General features: G+C 61.4%; 13 protein-coding genes. 8 read left to right on the forward strand and 5 right to left on the reverse strand.

What is annotated here, in order from left to right; all coding sequences use genetic code 11:
- Window positions 1-4: 4 nt before the first annotated feature.
- The 4 genes from ACQ4WM_RS19755 to ACQ4WM_RS19770 all read left to right on the forward strand — a co-directional run bounded on the left by ACQ4WM_RS19755 (window position 5) and on the right by ACQ4WM_RS19770 (window position 2,761).
- Window positions 5-592: a DUF924 family protein gene (locus tag ACQ4WM_RS19755; RefSeq protein ID WP_436548356.1), complete on the forward strand. Its 588-nt coding sequence runs from the start codon at window positions 5-7 to the stop codon at window positions 590-592.
- A 6-nt stretch (window positions 593-598) separates the two neighbouring features.
- Window positions 599-1,426: a Rossmann-like and DUF2520 domain-containing protein gene (locus ACQ4WM_RS19760; protein ID WP_436548357.1), complete on the forward strand. Its 828-nt coding sequence runs from the start codon at window positions 599-601 to the stop codon at window positions 1,424-1,426.
- Between the two features lie 183 nt (window positions 1,427-1,609).
- A complete protein-coding gene (locus tag ACQ4WM_RS19765; RefSeq protein WP_436548358.1) occupies window positions 1,610-1,972 on the forward strand; it encodes a hypothetical protein in 363 nt (120 codons plus the stop codon).
- Window positions 1,973-2,179: 207 nt separating this feature from the next.
- Window positions 2,180-2,761: a porin family protein gene (locus tag ACQ4WM_RS19770; RefSeq protein ID WP_436548359.1), complete on the forward strand. Its 582-nt coding sequence runs from the start codon at window positions 2,180-2,182 to the stop codon at window positions 2,759-2,761.
- Between the two features lie 77 nt (window positions 2,762-2,838).
- Here the strand turns inward: ACQ4WM_RS19770 and ettA are convergent, their stop codons facing one another.
- Both ettA and rarD read right to left on the reverse strand, forming a co-directional pair.
- Window positions 2,839-4,509 carry an energy-dependent translational throttle protein EttA gene (gene ettA, locus ACQ4WM_RS19775; RefSeq protein ID WP_436548360.1) on the reverse strand — a complete coding sequence of 557 codons (1,671 nt, stop codon included), beginning with the start codon at window positions 4,507-4,509 and terminating at the stop codon, window positions 2,839-2,841.
- A gap of 99 nt (window positions 4,510-4,608) precedes the next feature.
- The gene (gene rarD, locus ACQ4WM_RS19780) at window positions 4,609-5,493 is read right to left on the reverse strand and encodes an EamA family transporter RarD (RefSeq protein WP_436548361.1); all 885 of its coding nucleotides are present in this window, start codon (window positions 5,491-5,493) and stop codon (window positions 4,609-4,611) included.
- A 240-nt stretch (window positions 5,494-5,733) separates the two neighbouring features.
- Here rarD and ACQ4WM_RS19785 point away from each other — a divergent pair, with 240 nt between their 5' ends.
- Window positions 5,734-7,617 (forward strand): potassium transporter Kup, encoded by a 1,884-nt coding sequence (locus ACQ4WM_RS19785; RefSeq protein ID WP_436548362.1) that lies wholly within the window; start codon window positions 5,734-5,736, stop codon window positions 7,615-7,617.
- 164 nt (window positions 7,618-7,781) lie between these two features.
- Window positions 7,782-8,243, forward strand: coding sequence for an FKBP-type peptidyl-prolyl cis-trans isomerase (locus ACQ4WM_RS19790; RefSeq protein WP_436548363.1), 462 nt, complete (start codon window positions 7,782-7,784; stop codon window positions 8,241-8,243).
- 76 nt (window positions 8,244-8,319) lie between these two features.
- Here the strand turns inward: ACQ4WM_RS19790 and ACQ4WM_RS19795 are convergent, their stop codons facing one another.
- From ACQ4WM_RS19795 to ACQ4WM_RS19805, 3 genes are all read right to left on the reverse strand, one after another.
- Window positions 8,320-8,991: a Dph6-related ATP pyrophosphatase gene (locus ACQ4WM_RS19795; RefSeq protein ID WP_436548364.1), complete on the reverse strand. Its 672-nt coding sequence runs from the start codon at window positions 8,989-8,991 to the stop codon at window positions 8,320-8,322.
- A complete protein-coding gene (locus ACQ4WM_RS19800) occupies window positions 8,988-9,461 on the reverse strand; it encodes a GNAT family N-acetyltransferase (protein ID WP_436548365.1) in 474 nt (157 codons plus the stop codon). Before ACQ4WM_RS19800 ends, ACQ4WM_RS19795 begins: the two co-directional genes overlap by 4 nt.
- Before the next feature lie 103 nt (window positions 9,462-9,564).
- The gene (locus tag ACQ4WM_RS19805) at window positions 9,565-9,990 is read right to left on the reverse strand and encodes an organic hydroperoxide resistance protein (RefSeq protein WP_436548366.1); all 426 of its coding nucleotides are present in this window, start codon (window positions 9,988-9,990) and stop codon (window positions 9,565-9,567) included.
- Window positions 9,991-10,267: 277 nt separating this feature from the next.
- On the opposite strand from ACQ4WM_RS19805, the gene ACQ4WM_RS19810 reads away from it, so the two are divergent.
- The gene (locus ACQ4WM_RS19810) at window positions 10,268-11,524 is read left to right on the forward strand and encodes a histidine kinase (RefSeq protein WP_436548367.1); all 1,257 of its coding nucleotides are present in this window, start codon (window positions 10,268-10,270) and stop codon (window positions 11,522-11,524) included.
- Complete coding sequence (locus ACQ4WM_RS19815; protein ID WP_436548368.1) at window positions 11,517-12,296, forward strand: LytR/AlgR family response regulator transcription factor; 780 nt, start codon at window positions 11,517-11,519, stop codon at window positions 12,294-12,296. The genes ACQ4WM_RS19810 and ACQ4WM_RS19815 overlap by 8 nt, the downstream gene beginning before the upstream one ends.
- The last annotated feature ends 188 nt before the right edge of the window (window positions 12,297-12,484 follow it).

Raw genomic sequence — 12,484 nt, forward strand, 5'->3', positions numbered from 1 at the left:
ATACATGATCACCGATGTTCAGGCAAACGATGTACTCGATTTCTGGTTTCTCGCTCCCGACAACCCCGGCCACGGCCAGTCGCGCCCCGAATGGTTCCGCAAGGATGACGCGTTTGACGCGCAGATCCGCGAACGCTTCGGCGCGCTGATCGACACCGCCATCGACGGTGGCCTGCGCGACTGGGCAGCAACGCCACGCGGTGCGCTGGCCCTGATCCTGGTGCTCGACCAATTTACGCGCAATGTGTACCGCGACACGCCGCGCGCGTTTGCCGGCGATCCGCAGGCGCTGGAACTGGCCATCGCGCTGGTGCAAAATGGCCAGGACCAGCAGCTGGAACCGACCTTGCGCGCGTTTGTCTACATGCCGTTCGAGCATGCGGAAGACCTGGCCATGCAGGCGCGCGCGGTGGAGCTGTTCCAGCTGCTGGCGCAGTCGCGCGAGGGCTTCGAGAGCATGCTCGATTATGCCCAGCGCCACCAGGAAGTGATCGCCCGTTTCGGCCGCTTCCCGCACCGTAACGCCATCCTCGGGCGCGACTCCACGCCGGAAGAACTCGCCTTCCTGCAGCAGCCGGGCTCGCACTTTTAACGCGGCATGCATGTCACCTTGAATATCATCGGCGCCGGCCATGTGGGCCGTGTGCTGGGCCGCCTGTTCGCCGGCGTGGAAGGCGTGCAGGTGCAGGACGTGCTGACGCGCTCGATGGACTCGGCGCGCGCTGCGGTCGGTTTTATCGGCGCAGGAAGGCCGGTCGACAGCTATGCCGCCTTGCGGCGCGCCGACGTCACCATGCTGGCAGTGTCGGACGACCAGATCGTGCCGGCCTGCGCAGCGCTGGTGGCCGAGGGCGGGCAAAGCGGCGCCATCGTGTTTCATTGCAGCGGCGCGCTGGCGTCGAACCTGCTGCTGGTGGCCACACAGGCTGGCGCTTCGGTCGCCAGCGTCCATCCGATCCGCAGCTTTGCCGACCCCAGCCAGGTGGCGGCCAGCTTTGACGGCACTTATTGCGGCATCGAAGGTGATCCGCTGGCGCTGGCCTTTTTGACGCCGGCCTTGATCGCCATCGGCGCGCGCCCGGTGCCGATCGACGCTGCGGCCAAGACCGTGTATCACGCCGCCGCCGTATTCGCCAGCAATTACCTGGTGACGGTGCTCGATGCCTCGCTGCGTGCCTACCAGGCGGCCGGCATCCCGGAAGCGGTGGCGCGCGAGCTGGCCGGCCCTTTGGTGACGGAAACCGTGGCCAATGTGCTGCGCCTGGGCGCGGCGCCCGCGCTCACCGGTCCGATTGCGCGTGGCGACATGGCCACCGTGGCGCGCCAGCAGCAGGCAGTGGCGCACTGGGACGCGGCCACCGGTGACTTGTATGCGGCGCTGGTGGCACCTACCGTGGACCTGGCCCGGCGCAAGCGCGGGCAGTAATGGTGTGTTGGTGCAATATTAACTGGCAGTCAGCGGCCAGATAACCACAACTTGCCAAATAAACGTGCGGCGTTGTCGACAAAGCTGCCGATTGGAAATAACATTTGAAGCTGGGAATCAAGCGCACCGCCCCGGTCATGGCGCCTGCTTCAGGCGCGAGACAGCACGCGCAGGGAGAGTTCCATGTTATTTTTAAAGACGACGTCCAGCAGCAAGGCGCCCGGCATTTATGAGGTCGATATCGCCGCCAAGCCGCCTGGCAAGACCTTTGGCGTATTCCTGGCCACCAATCCCGACCACGCGCCGCAAGCCTTGCTTGATCAGTTGACGGCGCTGGGGTTCGAGAATGTTTACAGTTCGTCCTATCTGCACAAGGATGGCTGCCAGGTACTGGACCTGCATTTCCAGAAAGACGGCACCGATATCTTCAAGGGCTGGAAAAGCGAGGAATGCGTGAAAAACCTGGCCGACATTACGGCCCTGTTTGCGCAACATGGCATTACCATTACGCCGCGCGTAATGACGATGGCGGAAGCCTACGCTTGACGGAGGTTTTTTATTTCTCTTAAGTTTCGCTTAAGTCAGCCTAACTTTGGTCATTTCTACCTTAATTCCAGTTTGACTGCCTGGCTTACATCTCGTCACACTTCTTACGGAATGGAGCGGGACGTGTGTTTTTCACGGTGCTATCGTGAACACATCGCATTTCGCTGAACTGCGAACCCAGGCAATTCAACTTATTTAAGAGAGAACATGATGAAAAAGATCCTGTTTGCAATGATCGCATCCGCAACTGCCCTGTCCGCCATGAGCGCGGCCCATGCCGAAGGTCCCTATGTCGGTGTCGGCGTCACCGCCAACCGTTATGATTTCAGTGTCCCGGGCGCCACCAGCGCCGACAACCACAGCGGCGCCAAGGCCGGCGGCAAGTTTTTTGCCGGTTACGACCTGAACCAGACCTGGGCGGTCGAAGGTGGTTATGCCGACTTCGGCAGCAAGGACTACAGCTACGTCAATGGCGCTGGCGCCGGCGGCAATGTGAAAAGCGATTCGCATGGCTACTATCTGGCCGGCAAGGCCACCATGCCCGTCAATGAAAAAGTCGGCGTGTTCGGCAAGCTCGGTGTCGCCCGCGTCGACAACAGCCTGAGCGGCTCGGGCCTGTCGACCGGCATCAACGGCGAAAACAAGACCGGCGTGTATGCCTCGCTGGGCGCCCAGTACGCTATCAACGAGAAAGTCTCGCTGACGGCGGAAGTGGAACACTTCGGCAAGAGCGCCGACCAGGGCCATAAAGCAACCGGTCTGGCTCTAGGCGCCCGCTACAACTTCTAAGCTTTCATCTGGAATTTGCTGAAAAAAAAGGCAGTCACCGCGAGGTGACTGCCTTTTTGCATCGCTAGCCGTGGAAATTACACGGTCAGCGGCTTGTAGCGGATGCGTTTCGGCTTGGCGCCTTCTTCGCCCAGGCGTTTTTTCTTGTCGGCTTCATATTCCTGGTAGTTGCCGTCGAAGAATGTCACTTGCGAGTCGCCTTCGAACGCCAGGATATGCGTGGCGATACGGTCGAGGAACCAGCGATCGTGGGAAATGACCATCACGCTGCCGGCAAATTCCAGCAAGGCGTCTTCTAGCGCGCGCAGGGTTTCCACGTCCAGATCGTTCGACGGTTCATCGAGCAGCAGGACGTTGCCGCCCATCAACAGCGTTTTCGCCAGGTGCAGACGGCCGCGTTCACCGCCCGACAGGTTGCCGACGATTTTTTGCTGGTCGCCACCTTTGAAGTTGAAGCGGCCCAGGTAGGCGCGCGACGGCATTTCAAAGCGACCCACGGTCAGCATGTCGGCGCCGCCGCAGACGTCCTGGAATACGGTCTTGCCGTCCGACAACGAGTCGCCGCGATTCTGGTCGACAATCGACACGCGCGCCGTCTGGCCGATGGCCACTTCGCCGCTGTCCGGCTGTTCCGTGCCGGTGATCATCTTGAACAGAGTCGATTTGCCGGCGCCGTTGGGGCCGATAATGCCGACGATGGCGCCGGCCGGTATCGTGAAGCTCAGGTTGTCGATCAGCAGGCGGTCGCCGAACGCTTTCGACACGTTCTTGAATTCGATCACTTCATTGCCCAGGCGCTCGGCCACGGGAATGAAGATCTCCTGGGTTTCATTGCGCTTCTGGTATTCGTGCTCGGACAGCTCGTTGAAACGGGCCAGGCGGGCTTTCGACTTGGCCTGGCGCGCTTTCGGATTCTGGCGCGACCATTCCAGCTCTTTCTGCAGCGCTTTCTGGCGCGCCGACTCGGTCGCCTCTTCCTGCTTCAGACGGGCTTGCTTCTGTTCCAGCCAGGTCGAGTAATTACCCTTCCATGGAATGCCGCTGCCGCGGTCCAGCTCCAGGATCCATTCGGCTGCGTTGTCGAGGAAGTAGCGATCGTGGGTAATTGCCACCACGGTGCCCGGGAAGCGCAGCAGGAATTGTTCCAGCCAGTCGACCGATTCCGCATCCAGGTGATTGGTCGGCTCGTCAAGCAGCAGCATGTCCGGTTTCGACAGCAGCAGCTTGCACAGCGCCACGCGGCGCTTTTCACCGCCGGACAAGACACCGATCTTGGCATCCCATGGCGGCAGGCGCAGCGCATCGGCGGCCATTTCCAGTTGCAAATTCAGGTTGCCACCGTCGGAAGTCGAGATAATCGCTTCCAGGCGCGCCTGTTCATTGGCCAAAGCGTCGAAATCGGCGTCTTCCTCGGCGTAGGCGGCGTACACTGCTTCGAGCTTGGCTTGTGCTTCGAACACTTCGCCCAGGCCGGACTCGACTTCCTGGCGCACGGTTTTTTCCGGATCGAGCTGTGGTTCCTGCGGCAGGTAGCCGATGTTCAGTCCCGGCATTGGCACGGCTTCGCCCTGGATATCGGTATCGATGCCGGCCATGATTTTCAGCAGGGTCGACTTACCGGAACCGTTCAGGCCCAGCACGCCGATCTTGGCGCCTGGGAAAAACGACAGGGAAATATCTTTCAGGATCTGGCGCTTGGGCGGGACGATCTTGCCCACGCGATTCATGGTGTAGACGTAATTAGCCATTGGAAATCTCGGGTGTTATACAAAGACGAACAGGATACGGTAAACGCCCGCTTCCGGCCAGCGTTGTGCGTGCCTTGTGCTTGCCTTGTGCGTGTCCAGTCAGGCCGCCAGGCGGGCCCGGCGCGACATCCACAGCCCTTCGCAGGCATACAGCGCCAGCGCGACCCAGATCACCATGAAGCCCAGCATGCGTTGCTGCGTAAACGATTCATGGAAGACCCACACGCCGATCAGCAACTGGCCGGTGGGCGCGATATATTGCAGCAGGCCCAGCACGGCCAGCGGCAGCCGCCGCGCGCCGGCGGCAAACATCAGCAGCGGAATCGCCGTGATCGGGCCGGAGGCCAGCAGCAGCGCGCGCGTGGCGTTCGATTCCGTATTGACGAAGCCGCTCTGGCCATGCCAGGTCAGCCACAGCATATAGGCCAGCGCCAGCGGGAACAGGATCATGGTTTCGAACGACAGGCCTTCCAGCGCACCGAGCGCGGCCGTCTTGCGCAGCAGGCCGTAGCCGCCGAAGGTGGCGGCCAGCAGCAGGGCGATCCACGGCACTTGTCCGGTCTGCCAGGTCAGCCAGGCCACGCCGCACGCAGCCAGCGCGATGGCCAGCCACTGCGCGCGGCGCAGGCGTTCGTGCAGCAGCAGAAAGCCCAGCATTACATTGATCAGCGGCGTAATGAAATAGCCGAGGCTGGCATCGACCACATGTCCGTTGTTGACGGCCCAGATATAGATGAACCAGTTGGCCGACAACAGGAATGCGCTGGCAACGAAGCCGGCCACCACCTTCGGCTGGCTTTTCAGGCTGCGCAGCCAGCCCCACTGGCGGCGGAACGTGAGCACGATGCCAAGAAACAACAGCGACCAGACCATGCGGTGGGCGAGGATTTCCTGCGGTGCGACTTCTTCCAGGGCATGGAAGTACAGTGGAAACAGGCCCCAGCACAAAAAAGCGAGCGAGGCGTACAGCATGCCTGGATTCATGATCGGCTTCACAAAGAGAGTAGACAGTCTGTCATTATCGCTGAAATCAATACTGCCTGCCGGACGCTCCCGGGGCAGCGTAGAATGGCAACAAATCGAAGACCGCGACGCCGCGCACAGGGGCGCCGCAGCCAACAATAAACGACCTTGGGGCAGCTGCCGAACCATGCAAAAATACTCTTGCTATTTGCTAATACCTATCATATTGTGCGATGCAACAAAACAAAAACAGGTGCAATCTTGACGTCGGAACATAAAAAAAGCGGCCTGGCCGGCATGACGCTGGCGGCCGTTGGCATCGTCTACGGCGATATCGGCACCAGCCCGCTGTACACCCTGAAAACCGTGTTTGACCCGGCTCATGGCCTGGCGCTGACGCATCACAATCTGCTGGGCATCGTCTCGCTGATCTTCTGGGGCCTGACCCTGATCGTCTCGCTCAAGTACGTGACGCTGGTGCTGCGCGCCGACAACCGCGGCGAGGGCGGCATCATGGCCCTGATGGCACTGGTGCTGTCGTCCGTCAGCAAGCTGTCGCGCTGGCATTTCCCGCTGATGGTGATCGGCGTGTTCGGCGCCACCTTGTTTTATGGCGACAGTGTCATCACGCCGGCCATTTCCGTGCTGTCGGCGATCGAAGGCCTGGAAGTGGCCACGCCGGCCTTCAGTCCGTATGTGGTGCCGCTGACGATCGTGGTGCTCGTTGCCCTGTATTCCGTGCAATCGCACGGTACGGCCGGCATCGGCCGCTATTTCGCGCCCATCATGGTGCTGTGGTTTGCTGCGCTGGCGGTCATGGGCGTGCTCAACATCATCAAGTCGCCGCAGGTGCTGGCGGCGCTGAACCCCATCCATGCGGTCACGTTTTTGATGAACAACGGCTTTGTCGCATTTGTCGCGCTGGGCGCGGTGGTGCTGGCACTGACGGGCGCCGAGGCGCTGTATGCCGACATGGGCCACTTCGGCAAGAAGCCGATTCGCCTGGCCTGGTTCCTGATCGCCTTCCCGGCGCTGGCGTTGAACTATCTGGGCCAGGGTGGCCTGCTGCTGGCGCATCCGGAAGCGGTGTCGAATCCGTTTTACCAGCAGCTGGGCTCCTGGAGCGTCTACCCGCTGGTGATATTGTCGACCATGGCCACCGTGATTGCCTCGCAGGCGACCATTTCCGGCACCTTCTCGATGACCAAGCAGGCCATCGCGCTGGGCTTCCTGCCGCGCATGCGCGTGCGCCATACGTCGGAAAGCGAAATCGGCCAGATCTACATTCCGGCTGTAAACTGGCTGCAGCTGTGCGTGGTGCTGCTGGCCGTGGTCGGTTTCGGTTCCTCGGAAAACCTGGCTGCCGCCTACGGCATTGCGGTGACGGCCACCATGCTGTGCACCACCATATTGACGTTCTTCGTGATCCGCTACCGCTGGAAGATGAACCTGCTGCTGTGCTGGGCCGCCACCGGCTTTTTCCTGGTGATCGACGTCAGCCTGGTGTCGGCCAGCGCGCTGAAACTGTTCCATGGCGGCTGGTTCCCGCTGCTGCTGGGCTCCATCCTGTTCATCGTCATGCTGACCTGGAAGCGCGGCCGCCAGCTGGTGTTCGACAACCTGGAAAGGCATGCGATTCCGCTCAATGATTTCCTCGCTTCGCTGTTTATCGCACCACCGCTGCGGGTGCCGGGCACGGCGATCTTCCTGCGCGGCGAAAGCGATGGCGTGCCGCATGCGCTGCTGCATAACCTGCTGCACAACAAGGTGCTGCACGAACGCGTGATTTTCCTCACCGTCTTCATGCATGAGGAACCATGGGTGCCACGCAGCGAGCAGGTCAATGTACTCGACCTGGGCCACCAGTGCTATCAGGTCAATGTGCATTACGGCTTCAAGGACGAGCCGGACATTCCCGCTGCACTGGCGCTGGCGCAAGGGGAGGCTGGCGACTTCACCTTTGAAATGATGGAAACCTCGTTCTTTATCGCCCGCCAGACCATTATCTCGACGCCGGGCTCCGGCATGATGCCGTGGCGCGAGCACCTGTTTGTCACCATGTCGCGCAATGCGCGCACGGCGGCCGACTACTACCAGATCCCCAGCAACCGGGTGATCGAACTGGGTACGCAGGTAGAAATCTGAGGTAGCTGGCCGATGCGTTGGTCCTGCCAGTGTTGCAGGAACCACGCATTTGCCGGCCTGCTTACGTCTGCTTACAAGTTGCCCTGGTTACTCCTGTTAAACTGCAGCCCGCACGGTCCGCATCGTACGGGCTTCAGTCACACTCCAATATGTAAAGGGAAACCATGAAATCGGTATTTCAGTTGATCGCCTCTGTCGCTTGTGCTTTTGCCCTGACCGCTTGCGGCAGCGCCGCCAACGAAAAAAAGGACGTCGTCATCGATCCGGCCACGCAGGTGAAGGAATTGATCGTTACCGACCTGACGGTGGGCACGGGTGTGGCGGCCGCTTCCGGAGATAGATTGATCGTTACCTACACGGGCTGGCTGTACAACTCGGGCAAGCCGGACAACAAGGGCACCCAGTTCGACGCCACCAAGCCTGGCGTTGGCTTTGATGTCGTGCTGGGCAAGGGCCGCGTCATTCCGGGCTGGGACCAGGGCCTGGTCGGCATGAAGGTGGGTGGCACGCGCCGCCTGACGATTCCGTCGGACCTCGGCTATGGCCCGAACGGCAGCCTGCCAACCATTCCTGCGTATGCCGGCCTGGTATTTGACATCAACCTGGTCAGCGTCACCAAGCCCTGATGTAGCGCCTGCAGGGCAAGTAAAACGGGCGGCCTGCGGGCCGCCCGTTTTGCGTTTTGCTTGCCCTGCAGGTGCTTCAGGCGGGCACCAGTTCCTGGAAATAATAGGTGGCGCCGCCAAGATCTTGCGGCGCATCGTAGCGCAGCACCTGGGTGCGCTTGAGCGCCACCGGCGCGCTGAAGGCCGGGCCGTCGTAGACAAAGGTATGGAACTCGCCATTTTCGCCGCAGGCGTCCACGCCGGGCGGCAGGTCGGCCAGGAAGGCGGCGTCGAATTCGCGCCCGCAAAAGTCGGCCGACAAATGCTGGCCGTTGATGCACACGACGATGGCCTTGAAGCCGGCGGCCAGAAATTCTTCGACCAGCGCCAGGCGGTTTTCTCCCCATAACGGCAAATGCGCTTGCAGGCCAGCGCTGGCGCAGACTTTTTCTTCCCAGTCGCGGTGCGGCTGCAGGTCGATATCGCCAAACAAGGCATGCTCGATGCCTTCGGCTTTCGCCGCGCGCAGCATGGCGATGAATTGTGCCTCGTAGCTGGCCCAGCTGGCATGATAGCGCTGCAGGCGCGCGCCAAGGCTGGCTGCCTGCGCTTCGAGCAGCTCGGGCGGCACGCCGTGCGAACGCGACTTGCGCCCGTCCTCATCCATGGCCGTAATCAACAGCGGCACGCTGATGCCCGCAGTGCGCGCGCGCCACAGGGCCAGGCAGGAATCCTTGCCGCCGCTCCAGGAAATCAGGGCAGTCGTCATACAGCTTCCGCCGCGCGCAGCATGTCGATATGCTGTATGCCGTCTTCATCGTAGGGTGCGCTGACGGTGACGAAACCGAAGGACTGGTAAAAGCGCTCGAGGTACTGCTGGGCGCCGATGCGGATTGCGTGACCCTGGTGCAGGCGCACGGCGCGCGCAATGCCCTCAAGAAGCAGCAGCTTGCCGGCGCCCATGGTGCGCGCCTCGGGCGCCGTCAGCACGCGGCCCAGCGACATTTCCACATACTTGGCGCCCGGCGCCAGCACGCGCAAGTAGGCGGCCAGCTGCGGCTGGCCATTGCCATCATCCTTGTGCCAGCCCAGCAAATGCATGGCCCCCTGGTCATGGCCATCCAGGTCGGCATACAGGCATTGCTGCTCCAGCACGAATACGCGCTGGCGCAGCGCCAGCACCGCATACAATGAGTGGGGGCCGAGTTCGTCGAAGGTTTGCCATTGCCAAGTGATCATCGCGCTTCCAGATTGTCAGGGAAAGAGCGTGATTTTAAAGCTTCAGGCGAAAAAAAACCGCGCCGCCATCAGGCAGCGCGGTTTTTCATGACACGGGCCGTGCTCAGACGATGGTCAGGGTCACGTCGATATTGCCACGGGTAGCGTTCGAGTAAGGGCACACGATGTGGGCGGCGGCAACCAGCTTTTCAGCGTCGGCGCGGTCCATGCCCGGCAGCGAAATTTTCAGTTCCACTTCGATGCCGAAGCCCGTTTCGATGGCGCCGATACCGACCGTGCCTTCGATCGACAGGTCTGCTGGCAGGGCGATCTTGTCGCGGCCGCCGACAAATTTCATCGCACCGATAAAACAGGCCGAATATCCAGCGGCGAACAGCTGTTCAGGGTTGGTGCCGACGGCGCCGTTGCCACCGAGTTCTTTCGGCGTGGTCAGTTTCACGTCGAGCACATTATCGGACGACACGGCGCGGCCTTCGCGGCCTCCGGTGGCGGTAGCTTGGGCGCGGTACAGGACTTGTTGGATCGACATGGTAGTGCTCCTTGAGTTAAATAGTTAACGACTAAATAGTGTGTTACTTTTTGGTTCTTGCCCCGGAGGCCCATCTGAAACATCTGCAATGCGGCGTCCATGTACATAATATATATCGCGCACTATTTAATTGCAAGCGATTTTTATGCAATACGGCGAGACTCAGGCTTTATTTTTTTGCTTTCGTCGCCCATTCATGCCTTCCGTCTCATAATGACTCCCGCCATGTGTGCCGCTTGATAGTCTCGGCTCACTTCAACGCCCCCAGGATCCCGTCATGACCAGCTTCTTCTTTATTTTCCGCCTTGCGCTGGCAAGCTTCGCCGCGTATGCATTGATCATCTCGATCGCGCTCAATAACCTGTTGAGTGATGATGCCCATTATGAAGGTTTTGTGGTCGCCACCGCTGCCCTGGTATTCGCCTTTGCCGCCCTGAATGCGTTTTCGCATGTGCGCCGCGTGCGCCTGATCGCCGGCCAGGTGAATGGCGCGACCCTGTCCTGCCGCCAGCGGCGCCAGATCGAGGTGCCGTTCGAGGCCGGCGAAACGTTCGACCTGATCGACGCGGCGATCCGCGAACTGCCGGGCAGCGAGATGCTTGAAAGTGCGCGTGACAGCCTGCAGGTGCAGGCCCGCGTGCGCCGTCCGGCGCCGTACACGCAGTCCGGCTCGCCGCGCTGGCATCTGCTGAACTTCCTCGAGCCGCGCCCGAACCAGATCCTGGCCACCGTCACGCCGAACGGCGAAGCGGGCAGCGTGACCTTGATCTGCGAGCCGGCGCGCACCGCCTGGACCGACTGGTTCCTGGTCGACCATGGCACCAACCTGGAAAACGCCGAAGCGGTAACGCGGGCGATTACGCGCCGGGTGGCGCAGCGCCGCCGCGGCGAGCAGGCCGATGCGCGCCAGACGGTGACGGAAAAAGAGCTGACGGTGGCCAAACTGAGCCTGCTGCACGCCCAGGTCGAGCCGCACTTCCTGTACAACACCCTGGCCAGCGCCCAGCTGCTGACGCGCAGCGACCCGGCACGCGCCGATGAAATGCTGGGCAATCTGATCGAATACCTGCGCCATTCGCTGCCGCGCACCGAGAACGCCATGTCGACTTTGGGCATCGAGCTGGAACGGGCCAAGGCCTATCTCGACATTTTGAAAATCCGCATGGGCAGCCGGCTCAATTTGCAGATCGAAGTACCGCCATACCTGAAGCAGGTGGAGTTGCCGCCGATGATGCTGCAAACGCTGGTGGAAAACGCCATCAAGCACGGGCTGGAGCCGAAAAGCGGCGGGGGCACCGTGTGGATACTGGCGCGCGCCGGCGAGGGCACGGTGGCCATCACGGTAGCCGACGATGGCCAGGGCTTCAGCGACCATGGCGGCGGCACCGGCATTGGCCTGCGCAATGTGCGCGAACGGCTGCGCCTGACGTATGGCGACGCGGCGCTGTTTTCCATCGTGTCGAATTTCCCGGGCGGCGTGGCGGCCACCATCACGGTGCCGGACAGTTCGGCCAGGGGAGCGGCATATGGCTAAGATGTATACTTGTGTCGTCGCCGAAGACGAAACCCTGCTGCGCGAAGCGCTGCTGACCTTGCTGTCTGAAGTGTGGCCCGAGCTGCGCGTGGTCTCGGCCTGCGATGATGGCGGCACGGCCCTGGAAGCGATCGCCACCTTCCAGCCGGACCTGGCCTTTCTCGACATCCGCATGCCGGGCCTGTCCGGCCTGGAGGTGGCGGCTGGTGCGCTCGATGCCAGCCCTGGCACGCAAGTCGTGTTCATCACTGCCTACGACCAGTATGCGATCGCCGCGTTTGACAAGGGCGCCGTCGATTATTTGCTGAAACCGGTGGCGCGGCCACGCCTGCAGGCTTGCCGCGAGCGCATCGAGGCGCGTGCCTCAAAAGGTGCGGCGCCCGATGCATCGCTGGCAGCGCTGCTGCAGCAGTTGACGGGCGCGCTGCCATCGGTAGCCAAGGCGCCGCCGCTGGTGTGGCTGACGGCCAGCAGCGGCAAGGACACCAAACTCATCATGGTCGACGATGTCGCGTACTTTCAGTCCGATACCAAATATACGGCGGTGATGACGGCCGAAGGCGAATCCTTGCTGAGAAAACCGATACGCGAGCTGCTCGACACGCTCGACCCGGCCATCTTCAAGCAGATCCACCGCTCGACCATTGTCAACATGAGGGCGGTGGCGTCGGTGTCGCGCGATGAAATGGGCCGTGGCCTGCTGCGCCTGAAAACCCGGCCGGAGACGCTGACGGTGAGCCAGCCGTTCATGAGTTTGTTCAGGAATATGTAACCCTTTCAAGGCCGGGGTCAGACCCTCAATGCCGCTAACGCAAAGGTCATTGCCAACAGTGACGGGGGTCAGACCCTAATGCCGTTAAGTTAGTGTTCGCCTGAGACGTCGCTCTGGATAGCGTTGTGGTTTTGCCTTTGCGACCCGATCAAATTTTCGATCGGGTCGATAGACATTGAGCTCGACGA

This window comes from Janthinobacterium longum (assembly GCF_051380735.1).
GTDB lineage: Bacteria > Pseudomonadota > Gammaproteobacteria > Burkholderiales > Burkholderiaceae_D > Janthinobacterium.